Annotated in this window: 13 protein-coding genes; 10 read left to right on the top strand and 3 right to left on the bottom strand. The window is 54.5% G+C overall.

The window, feature by feature from the left end:
• Positions 1-93 precede the first annotated feature (93 nt).
• Positions 94-1,410 carry an ATP-binding protein gene (locus ACTQXO_RS05695; protein WP_441031987.1) on the bottom strand — a complete coding sequence of 439 codons (1,317 nt, stop codon included), beginning with the start codon at positions 1,408-1,410 and terminating at the stop codon, positions 94-96.
• A gap of 303 nt (positions 1,411-1,713) precedes the next feature.
• Between ACTQXO_RS05695 and ACTQXO_RS05690 the strand changes: the two genes are divergently transcribed.
• Positions 1,714-1,857, top strand: coding sequence for a hypothetical protein (locus tag ACTQXO_RS05690; RefSeq protein WP_441038861.1), 144 nt, complete (start codon positions 1,714-1,716; stop codon positions 1,855-1,857).
• Between the two features lie 197 nt (positions 1,858-2,054).
• Here the strand turns inward: ACTQXO_RS05690 and ACTQXO_RS05685 are convergent, their stop codons facing one another.
• Positions 2,055-3,617 (bottom strand): PTS transporter subunit EIIC, encoded by a 1,563-nt coding sequence (locus ACTQXO_RS05685; protein ID WP_441545532.1) that lies wholly within the window; start codon positions 3,615-3,617, stop codon positions 2,055-2,057.
• An 82-nt stretch (positions 3,618-3,699) separates the two neighbouring features.
• A complete protein-coding gene (locus ACTQXO_RS05680; RefSeq protein WP_441545531.1) occupies positions 3,700-5,025 on the bottom strand; it encodes a 6-phospho-alpha-glucosidase in 1,326 nt (441 codons plus the stop codon).
• A gap of 298 nt (positions 5,026-5,323) precedes the next feature.
• Between ACTQXO_RS05680 and ACTQXO_RS05675 the strand changes: the two genes are divergently transcribed.
• From ACTQXO_RS05675 to ACTQXO_RS05635, 9 genes are all read left to right on the top strand, one after another.
• Positions 5,324-6,073 carry a MurR/RpiR family transcriptional regulator gene (locus tag ACTQXO_RS05675; RefSeq protein ID WP_117757480.1) on the top strand — a complete coding sequence of 250 codons (750 nt, stop codon included), beginning with the start codon at positions 5,324-5,326 and terminating at the stop codon, positions 6,071-6,073.
• A gap of 1,192 nt (positions 6,074-7,265) precedes the next feature.
• Positions 7,266-8,804 (top strand): ATP-binding cassette domain-containing protein, encoded by a 1,539-nt coding sequence (locus ACTQXO_RS05670; RefSeq protein ID WP_441016970.1) that lies wholly within the window; start codon positions 7,266-7,268, stop codon positions 8,802-8,804.
• A gap of 361 nt (positions 8,805-9,165) precedes the next feature.
• Positions 9,166-9,489, top strand: a complete 324-nt coding sequence (locus ACTQXO_RS05665; RefSeq protein ID WP_117734898.1) for a hypothetical protein — start codon at positions 9,166-9,168, stop codon at positions 9,487-9,489.
• A 154-nt stretch (positions 9,490-9,643) separates the two neighbouring features.
• The gene (locus ACTQXO_RS05660) at positions 9,644-9,859 is read left to right on the top strand and encodes a hypothetical protein (protein WP_117743463.1); all 216 of its coding nucleotides are present in this window, start codon (positions 9,644-9,646) and stop codon (positions 9,857-9,859) included.
• Positions 9,860-9,985: 126 nt separating this feature from the next.
• Positions 9,986-11,251, top strand: coding sequence for a hypothetical protein (locus ACTQXO_RS05655; RefSeq protein WP_441016964.1), 1,266 nt, complete (start codon positions 9,986-9,988; stop codon positions 11,249-11,251).
• Positions 11,252-11,420: 169 nt separating this feature from the next.
• Positions 11,421-11,942 carry a Rep family protein gene (locus tag ACTQXO_RS05650; RefSeq protein ID WP_117743461.1) on the top strand — a complete coding sequence of 174 codons (522 nt, stop codon included), beginning with the start codon at positions 11,421-11,423 and terminating at the stop codon, positions 11,940-11,942.
• A gap of 63 nt (positions 11,943-12,005) precedes the next feature.
• Positions 12,006-12,611 carry a hypothetical protein gene (locus ACTQXO_RS05645; protein ID WP_117734894.1) on the top strand — a complete coding sequence of 202 codons (606 nt, stop codon included), beginning with the start codon at positions 12,006-12,008 and terminating at the stop codon, positions 12,609-12,611.
• Between the two features lie 78 nt (positions 12,612-12,689).
• Entirely contained in the window at positions 12,690-13,889 is a 1,200-nt protein-coding gene (locus ACTQXO_RS05640; RefSeq protein WP_441545530.1) for a tyrosine-type recombinase/integrase, read from the top strand.
• A 161-nt stretch (positions 13,890-14,050) separates the two neighbouring features.
• On the top strand, positions 14,051-14,497 hold the full coding sequence (locus ACTQXO_RS05635) for a low molecular weight protein-tyrosine-phosphatase (protein WP_117743459.1): 447 nt from the start codon (positions 14,051-14,053) through the stop codon (positions 14,495-14,497).
• The last annotated feature ends 12 nt before the right edge of the window (positions 14,498-14,509 follow it).

Raw genomic sequence — 14,509 nt, 5'->3', positions numbered from 1 at the left:
CTTGCTAGCCTTATACCCCCAGACGGCACGAGGGCGCGCACGGAATGCGAAAAGGACTGCTCCTTTGTCGCATCGAAACGGATCTGTTTACGTTTAGCCGCGGGTAATCTTATTTCTCAACAAGAAGTCGACTGCCCCCACGATTCTGATGCCATCGATGTCCGTTGGATGGTCGCCATCCCTGACAATCAGGATCTTCTCATACGAATCAGGAATTTTTCCTAGCGTGCTTAGCTTGAGCGGTCGCAGCTCGCGTTCCCTCGTCGCCTCGGCATCGATCCGTTCGGTAACCTGGATATATTTGCGGTCTGATCCCTCGCCGATTGCGACAAAGTCGATTTCCCCCGCGCGTAGATGGCCGCAAAACACTTCGTATCCTTCAAAGACAAGCTGGTTGTAGATAACGTTCTCGAGCATCCTTCCGCTATCGCTACCTCTATATCCGTCAAGATAGCTGCGAATTCCCGTATCAGCTATGTAATATTTACCGCCTGTCTTAAGAAGCTCCCGCCCCTTGATGTCATACCTTTTTACTTTGGTAAACAGGTACGTCTCTTCCAGAGCGTCAATATATGCCGACACCGTCGATGCGTTGGTCTTACCGCCCGCTGATTCGTTGAGCGTCCCTACGATTTTGTTGACCGAGGTTTGGTTGGAGATGTTGTCTGCCAGATACGCACAGAGCCGCTCGAGAACATCGCGCTTGGTGATAGCTCCGCGACCCCTACGCGTCACACGCGACAGGATATCGCGCGCGACGATCGTCTGGTAGAGGCTACGGATATAGTCGCGACACAGCTCACGTCTCGGCTCATCATGGGCCAGAAACGGCATGCCGCCATAGGTTATGTACTGCTCAAGCACGGTATTTGAATTAAGGCGATCGCCCGTCTTGGAAACAAGTTCGACCCTCTCACCAAGCCCTTCAGCGGCGACCGCATCAATCGAGTGAAAATCAAGATATTCGCCAAACGTGAGAGGCTGCATCTTGACCTCGACATATCGGCCCGAGATAAGCGTTGCGAGCTCGCTCGATAGCAAAAAGGCATTGGAGCCCGTGACATAGATATCGCACGGCAAATCCACTCGGAGCGAGTTGACCGCCTTTTCCCAACCTTCGACATTCTGGAGCTCGTCAAAGAACAGGTAGGGATGATCGATGCCGTCGATGCGCTCCCGAACCATACGATAAAACGTCAGATAATCCGTAATTCCCGCGTACTCTAGAGATTCCATCTTAAAGGTCAGCAAACGCTCGGCTGGCACCCCCTGTTGCGCCAGATAGTCCCTCATCATGTCCAATAACGTTGATTTGCCACAACGGCGTATGCCCGTCACGATTTTGATGAGGTCGGTATCCTGAAAAGCAATGAGTCGATCAAGATAACGGCTTCGGCGAACGATATCCATAGAGACTCCCTAGCGCCCGACCAGACATGAAATCTTATAAACTTGCATTTTTTGCAAGTTTATAAGATGTTACCTTAGAAACTTGCAGAATTTGCAAGTTTCTAAGGTATGGAATGTGACAAACGGACTGCCCCTTTGTCACATTAGCTTTGCGCTGCTCATGTACCTTTTCTCGGTGTCATGCATCACGCACTTCATGGGCGTGGCACACCGCCGCCATCCCAAGTCGATAGTACTCGCAAGCTCGGTTGAGCCCATGGGTTTAACGTCGGCATCACGTTTGGCACCGCAGTGGGCGGCACCGTGGTAGGCAGCGTTGGCATTGCGTACGTAGGCGCAGTGGGCGCCGCGTTCTCGCTTGTGGCCTGGGCGCTCACGCTGGTGACGATTAAGCTCGCCCGCTGGAAACGCCGTCGTCAATCAACACAGCCCCGGATGCAGGCATAGGGGCGAACATAGCCCAAGGTGGCGAGCAACCGGTGAAAACCGTCCCATACGAGTAGTGTCTATCCGCCTGCAAGCTCCGACAGTGCGATTTCGTGTATTTCAAATACACGAAATGCGCGTGGGGCAACTCAAAGGCGGCGGCAGACACATTGTCTGCCGCCGCCTTTTATACTGGATTTTATAGATATGTGGGGCGTTTACTCCATACCCAGCAGCTCGCGCATCTGGGTTGCGTAGTTAGATGCCATGTTGCCGTAGACAATCTGCACGCCGCCGTTAACATGCACGATGCCACGCGCTTCGAGCTTTTCGGTAAACTCGGCGTCATCAACCACCTTGTCACAGTCATTGAGCTGGATGCGCAGACGGGTGAAGCAGGCCTCGACAGACTTAATGTTGTTGTCGCCGCCCACTGCCTCAACGATGGCGGGAATGAGGTCGCTGATCACGGTCTTGGGAGCCTTTTCGGCCTCATCGCCAGACTCTTCCTCACGGCCAGGGGTCTTTAGATCCTTCTTAAGAATGATGAACTTGAAGACGAAGTAGTACACCACGAAGTAGATGGGGCCGAGGAACAGGATAACCTGCCAGTTGGAGCCCTTGGCTGCACCCATAATGCCGTTAAAGATCAACGACAAGAGCGGGCCGCCAAAGGATGCGGAGCCGGCCACGTTGAACTGCAGGATATAGGTCAGCGCATAGGCAAGACCAGCCATGAGAGCGTGGAACACGTAGAGGATGGGCGCGATAAACAGGAAGGAGTACTCGAGCGGCTCGGTAATGCCGGAGAGGATGCAAGGCACCACGATGGCAATCATGAGCGCTGCGGTCTTCTTCTTGTTCTTGGGAAGCGCCGTCTTGTAGAAGGCGAGTGCAGCACCGGGCAGGCCGAACATGGCGAAGATAACCTTACCGTTCATGACAAAACGGCTGACCTCGATGTTAAACGGCGTGCTAGGAGAGCCCAGGATCGCGTTGTAGATATTGATAGCGCCCTGAACGGTCTGGCCGTCGATGGTCTCGACGCCACCGAGCGACGTGAAGAAGAACGGTAAATAGACAAAGTGATGCAGACCAAAAGGCAGGAGCATGCGCTCGCCAGAGCCGTAGACAAATGCACCAAAGGCACCCGTAGTCTTGATGAACTCGGACAGCGCGCCGAGAGCGTTCTGGATAAACGGGAAAACAAAGGACATGACCAATGCGAGGACACTGCATGAGAGCAGCGTTACCGCCGGGATAAAGCGTGTGCCGTTGAAGATGGAGAACACGGCAGGCAGCTCAATCTTGTAGTAACGGTTATGCAGCCATGCGACGATTGCACCCACCAGAAGACCGCCGATAACGCCCGTGTCGAGCGTGGTGATACCGAGGATCGTGCTCTGGCCCGTCGTAAGATTGGCGGGATCGATAACGCCAGTCGCCGTAAGGAACGTGCCCATCACGGAGTTCATGCACATGTAGCCCAAAAAGCCACAAAGCGCCGCGGTAGCCTTCTCGGACTTGGCGAAGCCATAGGCGAGACAAATCGAGAAGATAACCGGGATGTTGCTCATAACGATGCCGGCTGCGGCCTTAAGAATCGAAAAGAAAATCGCAAAGCCCGGAGCAGCAAGCCAGGGAACAGCTGCCGTAAGGGTGGGGCTGGTAAAGGCATTGCCAAAGCCCTGAAGGATGCCGGCGATTGGCAGGATCAGGACAGGCGTCATGAGGACTTTGCCCAGGCGCTGGAACTTTGCCAGCAGCTCATCTTTGTTCATGGGATACCCCTCTTAAAGAAACGGGGCGTGCAGTTCTACAACCCACACGCCCCATAACAGTTATCAAACGCTATGGAACTAGCTACTTAAGCTCCGGCCAGTAATCCTTATTGGCCTCGATGAGCTTATCGAGCACCTTACGCGCCTTCTTTGCGTCACCGACCAGACGATTAAGCGTGAGTGCCTGCAGGGCCTTCTCGTAGGAACCCTCCATCCAAGCCTCAACAGTCAGGCGCTCATAGGCGTACTGGTTCTCCATAAGACCGCGATAGAAGGTGCCAATCTTGCCAACAGCATAGGGCTGCGGGCCATTGGCGCCCACGCTTGCCGCGACCTCGACCATGGCGTCATCGGGCATACCCTCGATAATGCCGTTGTTGGGCACGATGACAATGAAGGTCTTATTGGTGTTGCGATAAATGGCCGAGGTGATTTCCACGATCATATCGCCATGAGCATCGTTCTGCACAACCGAGGAGTTCTTTGCGGTGCCGACTTTGGCAACACGCTCGCACTCGGCGAACACGCGCTTCTCGCGACCGTTGATAACCTCGTCGGAGCGAGTGTAGTCGGGGTCGAGGTGAGCGACCTTGTACTCGGGATACAGATAGTACTGCAGATAAGTGTTGGGCAGATAGTCGGGGAAGTCCTCGAGCATGTCCTTGACCATGGCGTAGGTATCAAGCCAGGACTGGTCACGCTGCTCGGCATCGGCAGGAAGGAAGCCGTTCTTCTTCGTGTACTCCTTAATCTGCGGGACGAGGTCATGGCCCTCTTCATCGTAGATGTGCTTGAACCAACCAAAGTGATTGAGGCCAAAGTACACGGGCTCCGTCTTGCTCATATCGCGACCGAGCAGGCGACCGTAAGAGCGCATGAGGTTGACAGGCTGGTCGCAGATGTTGAGAACGCGATGCTCATCGGGCAGAACGCGCTCGAGACCATATGCCACAATAGCAGCCGGATTGGTGTAATTGATAATCCACGCCTCCGGGCTATGGGCGCGAACGTCGTTGACGATCTCAACCATGTCATTCATGGAGCGCATACCGTAAGCCATGCCGCCAGGGCCCACCGTTTCCTGGCCGATGATTCCCATATGCAGCGGAATCTTCTCGTCCTTGCTACGCATCTCGTAGCCGCCGGTACGAATCTGGCAGAGCACAAAGTCGACGTCGGTGTAAGCCTCGTCCTTATCGGTGGTGTAACCAAACTCCACACCGGGCTCCTCCTCGGCGAAGAGGATCTTGCCAAACTCGCCGATCGGACGCTGGCGCTCGGCATCGATGTCATAGAGCATCACGCGGTTCAGCGGCAGAATGTCCATGTGCTTGGTCAGGGCTTTAAGAATGCCAGGGCACCACGTGGAGCCGCCGCCAACGATCACAATATTGAGCTTATCCTTCATGTTCCGTCCCTCCAGGGTTGGCTGATCGGTGTTCTCGAAGACCTTGGGCTCCGCGGCTGTCCTCGGCTTGCTTCGTTTCGATTGGTATTTTGCGACATAAGGTCGTTTGCAAGTCCCCGTGTGGGCCAATGCGAAACGGGGACACATGATTTCGCTCACGACACAGATATGTGTAGGCAGACACGCGCGTTTGCCCAGTTCATGGGCAATAGGCAATCTTGACCGATTACCGATTTCTCACCTGGCTACACAAAGCGGTACCATATGTACGGCGAGGTGCGAGGGGCTGAAACATCTTATGAAAGATCAAGAATCTTTTTATGATCATGTGCGAGCTGGCGAGAGCAAGCTCAACGATCTCGAAAGCGAGATCATGCGCTACATCATCGAGCTGCGTGATGATATTGACGATGTCACGCTTAAGAGCGTTGCCGAACGGTTCTTCGTCGCTCCCAATACAATCGTCAGGCTTGCCCATAAACTTGGCTTCTCGGGGTTTACGGAGCTCAAACAATCGTATTCCGCCTCGCTCGATCGCAATCGATTCACTATCGAGGCACTTCCTCTTGATACCCAGCTCGTACAGACCAAAGATCTGCTTAACGACCGGGTCATCGATTCGGTTGTGAGTCTTATCCAGGACGCCTCGCATATCGTCTTCTTCTGCTCGGGCTTTTCGAAATACCCGTGCCTCGAGATGGCTGAAAAGCTCAAAATAATGGGCAAGAATACCGACACGCTCAGTGAACGCCACGTCATGAGGCATTACGCAGAACTCCTCGGCAAAAACGACCTGGTCTTCAGCGTTTCCGTAAGCGGCGAGACGCAGGTGTCTATTGACGCCACATCGATAGCCAAAACGCGCGGATGCAAGGTTGTCACGCTCACCGGCTTTTCTCGAAATTCCCTCTCGAAACTAGCCGACTACCCTATCTACACCGTGCAAAAAGAAATCCGCTTGGGCAGCATGGACCTCGACAGTCGATTGATGTTCTATTACGTTTTCGAATTGATATTTGAGCGCTACTTCAAACTGGCCAAGAAATAAAACTTGGTATGCGCCCGGCTTCGACTCTTTAGCAGCCTTCTATATGAAAGGTATCGCCCTATGCAACGCGTACTGTTTATCTGTCATGGGAACATCTGCAGATTCAGAAAAATGCCTAGCTAGTTAGGATCCCGGCGAACCATATCGCGTACCTTACGACGTTTTTACGACTTTGAGCCCCGATGCGATATTGCCGTGATGGAGAAAAGCAACTCCTTTCGCCTTTCCCCAGTAGCTGAAGAACGGAGAATCGAGCATAAGCATTCCTTTCCGGTCGTCTCAAACCTCTGCAATTTGGAGGGTAAATCGCGAAAGCTAATATCTCAAACACCAGAAAAATCAAGTCGATGACCTCGCTCAACATTCACGATGTTAGTGTCGGAAAAATTTAGCCAAATATAGTCGGCCGAGATTGACCAATCCCGGCCGACCCATTTTGGCCAACACGCCCGCATCTATGACTTTCCTATCGCATTCCTACATCCCCTCGGGCTGGATCCCCCTCACCTTCACCGCCTGGGGGACGGCCTCCACCGAGTACGTGTCGAGCCCCCTGCCGCGGTAGCTCGGGCCCCGCATCACGAACACCGACGCCTTGTCGAGCAGCCTGTCGAGGGCGGCGTGTTGGCGCCACCAGCGTAGTGGCGGCGGGGAGGCACGGTGGCCATTATTCGGTGACCGGGATTGGTCAAAATCGGTTGACTATTAGCGGCTAAAATCGCCCGGCGCTAACAACGACGCCCACCATCGCATGCTAGTTACAAGAAGCGGATGCACTAGTATTCTTTCAATCGACTTGCAAACCCCTTCAAGCGTCCAACGCAATGGCGTGCTTTCAGACGCAACGCCTCCTTGCGTCCGCATTATTGCTTTGTTAGACTCTACGGAAGAATTCAGCGCAGGCCCATATGCCAAGCCAGCGCCCCGGAAAGGAAAAGGATTCGTGAAGCTGTAGACGATACATATCGACGCCAATTTGCAAATTGCCATCTATCCAAGAATAAATCTGGCTGCACATTTGTCGTATCGTCTTTTCACTGATCCTCGTATATCCTAAACACTACCTTTGCGAGCATTGCCGTCGACTCATTTTCTTTCAGCTTGACTCGAGTCGACGGGCGTTCACGTTGGTCGGAACGAGCCAATCAGAGCATATGCGGCAAAACGCGGCCTCCCATGCCGAGGAGGCACAATGTCAAGAACCAATTTGAACAGCTCCACCACCCTCGTTCTTTCCCATATTACTTATGCATATCCTGGCAGCGCAATGCCCGCACTCGACAACGTGTCGGCGACATTTGCCCCCGGCTGGCACGGCATCGTCGGAGACAACGGGTGCGGGAAATCAACTTTCGTCCGCATTGCGTGCGGACTTCTGATTCCAGATCGCGGCGTCGTTTCACCGCGTCTCGTCTCCGCATATTGCGCGCAAGAAGCCGGAGTCGAACCGCCCATGCTCTTCGATTTTGCGTGCGACTTCGCCCCGGCGACCACGCACCTCAGAAGGATGCTCCGCATCACCGATGATATGCTCTGGCGTTTTTCCGAGCTCTCCGGTGGCGAGCAGAAGAAAATTCAAATAGCCGTCGCGCTTTGGCAGAATCCCGATCTTCTGGCAATGGATGAACCGACTAACCATGTGGACGCAGAATGCAGAAGGCAGATTTGCAAAGCACTCGCCGAGTACAAGGGTATTGGCCTCCTCGTCTCGCACGACCGTGCGTTGCTCGACTCCTTGGCAAATGACTGCCTGTGCTTTGAGTCGGGGCACGTCACCATGCGCCCCGGCAACTACTCCCAAGCTCGCTCGCAGGCGAATCTGGAGCGCGAAAGCGCGGCGCGGGCCAAATCGATTGCGCGATCCGAAGAAAAGCGCATGAAGGCTGAGTATATCAGGCGCGTTGAAAACGCCTCACGGTCCGCATCCAAGAGAAGCGCCCGTCATGTCGATCCGAAGGATCACGACGCGAAAGCACGAATCAAACTCGCCATTCTCACTGGCAGAGACGGCGTTGCGGGCAAGCTCGCTTCGCGCATGGACTCCCGAATCCAGCGCGCGCAAGCCGCCGTCGACGCCCACCATGTCGAAAAGCGCTACGAAAGCACCTTGTGGATGGAAGCGCAACCCAGCCCGCGCAAAACACTGATTCACGTCAGCTCAGATCGCATACCGTGCGGCCCGAGGCAATCTTTGCGGGTTCCCGAGATTTATCTGGGAAATACCGATCATCTGGGCATAAGCGGCCCCAACGGAGCGGGGAAAACAACACTGGTCAAGCATATCCTGGAGATATTGGAAGGCCGCAAGGCCACGGGATTGGACATTCGCACGCTGTATATCCCTCAGGAAGTCGACGATTCATCCTCAATTGAATTCCTCTCGGAAATCAAGGACCTGCCCCAAGCCGAACGTGGAGCCCTGCTTTCGATCGTTGCGCAACTCAATTCGGATCCCGAACGAATATTGTCCGGCGAGAACATCAGCCCGGGGGAGCTGCGGAAGCTCATGCTCGCCCGCGGTATACTAGATGCCCCCGAAATCATCGTCATGGACGAACCCACGAATCACCTGGACCTGCACTCGGTGGAGGCACTCGAGCGAGCGCTTTCCGCCTTTCCCGGCGCGCTTGTTTTGGTGAGCCATGACGAGCAGTTCCTCTCGGCCTCATGCCCCCTCCGCTTGGATTTGGCCCCAGAAGAGGAGCACACTATTGGTCAGCCCCTCCTCTAGCGCTCAGGCATGTCTTCTGCAAGCCGCCTTCTTCTGATATCCCCTCCCCCGTTTTGCAAGCAACTCAGCGCAAATGGCCCATCCCCCTCAGCCTGAAGGCTCAGCGACACCAACGATACCGACGATTCAATATCTGGATGTCCATATTTGCCCCATCTGGGTGATTATTAAATTGTGTTTGTTCCGTGATTGAATACTTTGTCATCATTACGCCCCACTTCTTCTCATCAGAGGACGTCGAGAACGACAGGTCCTTGCGAAATAATCCCAGCTCAGAAGCTTATGGCATGATGTGCTCACCGAGTGCTCGATGACGGTTGACGAATCGTCGGTAATATCCAATTTTAGGAAAGAGGTGTGTATGACCCGACCGAAGATCATGCGCGGACCGTTTGAATGCGGCTCCATCTCAACAACCAGTACGGCAATGTCGTCTATAAAGGAGTCTTCGGCGAGCATGCCGACTTGTTCTGAACGAGCTGTTCGACATGCCCTGAAGGCCGAAGAGATGTTCTCTCGCGTCATGTATCGCCAGATTCTTTGTGCCCACACGAAGCTCCATGGGGCAATGTTTGGGGACGATGATCTTCATGCCGCAACAAGAAATGTCGAGGAGATCTTGCGCAACGTCCTGCGCCTCTATCTCGATGTCCACGGCGAGCCGCAACGCGGAGTCAGCAAATAATTGGATTGAGAGGAGTTCGAGTATGAGGAAATTGAATCAGTTTATGAAGTTCGATTGGGAAGCTTTTGCGAAAGGCAAGCGTTTCCTTTGTGTCGGAGGTGGTAAATGGGTTGATTAAAACACCAAAGAGCATCGCGGCACCAAGATCGACGTGGTGATCACAACCGATAACACGCAGTATCACCAAAACGAAGGCGAGGTGGTCAGCAATCGTTTCGAGAAGCTTTCCATCAAGGTTTCGAACGATATCGAGATTCCCGTCAATCAGCACGTCATTCCCACCGGCGTGGTCGCAAAGGTTTACGGTGATTATCGCAACCAGTTGTCCATCACGGCGGACGGCATTACCGTCATCCCCGCGAAGGGCTAGGTGATTGTGGTGCGTTACTCCAGTGGCGCACCGGCGATCGTGTATTCGACCCCCAGCGCAAAGCTTTGTGTGCTGGGGGTCGCTTTATTTGCGGTCGCCGCGTGCGTTTATTGCATCGGGCTATTCGTGAACACCATTCTTGCGCCCATCGCCATAGAGCCCAGTACGGTGATGGCGTTTGGCGGCAACCTTACCTCCGCAGCGGCCACTCTTAGCCTCGCTGGGACCATGTTGTTTGCGGGAGGGATCACACATTACGTCATGCTATCTGAATCAACACGGTTGCATGCACGCATTAGGAAGGGGCTCTTTGATCCACGTTACGGGAATCCTCTACACCTGCGAGAAGGCGAGCTTCTTCCCGACATCTCTTGCAAAGAGACGGCTCCTGGACAGTTCGAGCTCGCCATCTCAACCTCATCCTCAACGGCAGAAGAAATATCGAAGATGGGACCTAGCATTAGCTCCCGACTTCGCGGAAGGTTCTCCCGCTACGCCGTCGTACTTGCCGAAGCAGACGTCGCATGCAATCAAGTGACCTTCTTCCTTGAAGATGTGACGTTGCATCGAGAGATCAAGGCATCGCGTGTCGAGGATTTGTGCCCGGCGAACGCCTACGAATTCCGCGTTCAAAACGGCACGAGCATCGACCTCCGCACCTCCGGTTCCATGCTCATCGCTGGAAAGACCACGGGCGTGATCGCCCTCTTGCTCCAAGCCCTGTTGGCTGGTCCTGACGGACACGGATCGCAAGTCCTCATCATAGACCCCAAGCAGGCCGAGCCCTCCCGACTTCCTCGCGTGGTTTCACTGAATGCTGACAGGGACGCTCGCGCAATCCTGTCTGCGTTATCACGGTTCGCCGACAGCATCAAAGAGCGACAGAGCTTCCTCAACGACAGGTCGACAGAGACGGGAGACGCCGTGCACTGGTGGGATGCGAGGCTTCACGTTTCGCTTCTCTTCATGGATGAGTACGTGGCACTCCGCACGCTGTTTCCCAAGCGCGCGAGCAAGGAGGACCCCGATTACTGCCTCGCGACGTTTGATGGGCTGGTGAAGCGCATCGTAACGATGGGGGCGAGCGCGGGCTGCTACGCCATCATCTCGATCGCCGAGGCGTCTGTTGAGGAGGGGGGCTTGCCGTCGATGCTGCGCTCGGCGTGCAGCACCCGCGTCCTCTTCAAGCCGACGCTTCCCGAGGCGCGGCTCATATGGGGCGCGGAACGCCTGCTCGACCTCGGTGCACCTCGCACCTTCTCCCCGGGCGACGCTTGGTTCAGCAGTACGGACGGGGCGCACGACCGCATCGGCTTTGTGCATTTTCCGATCATGGACTTCCCCGTGTACCGCGAGCTTGGGCGGCTCCTTGACCTGTACTTCAGAGAATAACCACCGCGGGGTCCGCTTCGCGCAGCAAAAGCGGACCCCGTCGATTGTTCCATTACTTGAAATTCTGCTCATTTATGCGCCTTGGGGAGCTTGTTATCCCAAGGCGCACCCTCGGGCGCGTTCCAAAATCGTCCCGAAATAGCTCATTTACGAGAAAGGACTCGGAACCATGACCAATTCTCTGCCCATGAAGACCCGCGCGATGATGTACGAGCAGCAGCTCGATCACCTGCCCCGTCTTGTGGACGAAATGTACCGAAGAATCGAAACACTCGCCCCGAAGCGCTATGCGGGCATCGTGCACGACAGCGACACGACGGACGCGGGACGTCCGGCAGCCGCGCATCTTCACGTGATGATGGAGTTCCAGAATCCGCGCTCGCTCAATAGCATCGCGAAGCTCCTTGGAGATAAACCTGAGCGCATCGAGGCTTGGAAGGCAGGTGTGGAAAACGGTTTTTCCTACCTGTGCCACAGAACGGATGGCGCACGATCCAAGCATCAGTACGACCCCAAAATCGTGCGCTCCAATTTCGATTACCCAGCGCTACTTGCTTCTATTGAGTCGCGCGTTGCTCGAACGAGGTCCCATAGCAGCATCAAAGTCCTTCTCGATGACCTTCTCGAAGGTCGTATCGACAAGGAGTCCTTGATCTCTCAGCTCTCCGGATCCGAATATGCCCGGACATAGCGTCAGATCGAAGACGTTTATGCACGCCGCCTTCAGGTTCAGGCCCGGGAATGGCGGGGGTTGATGCTCAAGGGCGAAAGAAGGGTGGAATCAGTTTGGATCTTCGGGCCTGCTGGAACGGGGAAGTCCACCCTCGCAAAGCTCTATGCGAAGCGGAAGGGCGAACCGTTCTTCGTCTCTGGATCTACGAGAGACATCTTTCAGGGGTATGAGGGCAAGCACACGGTGATTCTTGACGAACTTCGTCCCTCATCCATCCCCTACGCCGACCTGCTTCGCATCACGGATCCCTATGCGATGGAGCATGAGGTGATGGCACCGTCCCGATATTCCGACAAAGCGATAGCCGCCGATCTCGTAATCGTCACGACGCCCTACAGCCCCTTGGAATTCTATGGAGAACAGATGCGCCGATCCGCGACTTATCGTCCGCAAAACGATGTCGACGGATTTGGTCAACTTGAGAGGCGCCTCTCCGTCGTTGCGGAGATGCAGACGAGGGAGATCTGTCTCTCTGAGTTTAGGCACGATCTCGACGGATACTGGCCGGTCGAAGGTTCCTCTCGTACAAACCCATATTCGAGTTATGCGCGAGGACTCGCCCCCTCGTCCTGCGCCAACGCTCTTTATAAAGAGCTTCTCGACACCGTTTCGCACTTGACAGCTTAACCAATCGGGCCCCGTGCGATAATCTTGAAATATCGCATCGGGGCTCTTTTCTGAACAGGAAGGAGCCTGCTAGTGACTGTGAGAAAAGACAGCAAAGGGCGAATCCTCAGACGCGGGGAAAGCCAGAGAAAAAACGGCCGTTACTGCTTCAAGTATGTGGATGCAAGAGGTAAAACGCGGAGCGTCTACTCGTGGACCTTGACAACTCATGATCTAACTCCGAAGGGGAAGAAAGCCAGTCCGTGCTTGCGCGCGTTGGAGCATGAGATCCAGCGCGATCTGCTTGATAAGGTCGCGCCGAACAATATGACAGTCTACGAACTCGCATCTCGTTACACTGAAACAAAGACTGCCGTGAAACAATCCACTCGAGCCGCCTACAAGACAATCCTCAATTTTCTTGCTACAGATGAATTCGGCTCGCGACGAATATGCGGTGTCACCTCCCTTGATGCCAAGGAATGGCTCATCAACCTGCAAAAAATCCACGGCAAGCGCTATAGCACAATCCATAGCATCCGTGGTGTTCTGAGACCGGCGTTTCAACTGGCAGAGGAGAACAGCCTGATTCGCCGAAATCCCTTCTATTTCGAGCTCGCAACGATACTGACAAACGACATGGTTACACGCAAGGCCTTGGCCACTAACCAAGAACGCAGATTTCTTGCTTTCGTGGAGGGCGATGAACACTTTCACCGCTATCGTGACGCCATCTACATCCTTCTAAATACGGGCCTGCGCATTTCTGAATTCTGCGGTCTTACCGTCGAAGACCTTGATTTCAAAAACGGAAGCATTCGGGTAAACAAGCAACTTCAGCGGACCAGCAACATGCGATACTACATCGAACGTCCCAAGACGGAGAGCGGGATCCGCTATGTTCCCATGACTCAAGCCGTGACAGAGTGTTTCAGGAGTATCCTTGCGCAACGTCTAAAGCCTTCGAGTGAGCCGGTCGTTGACGGTGTTAGCGGTTTTCTGTTTCTTGATAAAAACGAGATGCCGCGTGTTGCCCTGCACTGGGAGAAGTACTTCCACCACGCGATAGAGAAACATAATCGCATCTACAAGGATGAGCTTCCCAAAATCACACCACATGTCTGCCGACATACCTTCTGCTCGAAGATGGCACGCAGGGGAATGAACCCTGCGAAGCTAAAATGCATCATGGGCCACTCCGGCATCAACGTGACTTTTAACACATACACCCATCTTGATTTCGACGACGTCAGAGAGGATATGCTGAAAATTGGATGCAAAGGACGGTCAACATTGTGACAACAAGTCGTAAACCCTCGTTCTTTACGACAATTCTTACGACGCTGGAAAGAAGAATAATCCGCTCATTTATGAATCAATTTGATATTCTGTCCTTGACGAGGGATCAAAAAGCAGTGCGATTATCTGCGAAAACTCTGATATTCGAGAGGTTTTAGCCAATGCGCAAAATCCTATTTGTCTGTCATGGGAACATCTGTCGCTCGACGATGGCTGAGTCGGTGTTTGCCGAGCTGGTGCGCCGTGCTGGGCGCGAGGCGGAGTTCGTCATTGATTCTGCCGCGACCTCGACCGAGGAGATTGGCAACCCTCCGCATCATGGCACCGTCGCCAAGCTGCGCGAGGTCGGGATTCCCGTCGTTGCGCACCGCGCGCGCCAGGTTCGTCGCGCGGAGTATGGTGACTGGGACCACATCGTCTATATGGATGCCGAGAACGCGCGCGGCCTGCGTCGCATCTTCGGCGACGATGCCGACGGCAAGATTTCGCGGCTGCTGGATTGGACCGATCGCCCCGGCGACGTCGCCGATCCCTGGTACACCGGCAACTTCGATGCCACCTACCGCGATGTGCTCGCCGGCTGCACGGCCATGCTCGAGCAACTGTAGGCGCCCGGGCGG

It is taken from the genome of Collinsella sp. LCP19S3_D5 (assembly GCF_052121415.1).
Classification (GTDB): domain Bacteria; phylum Actinomycetota; class Coriobacteriia; order Coriobacteriales; family Coriobacteriaceae; genus Collinsella.
This window is presented reverse-complemented; position numbering and strand designations above follow the sequence as displayed.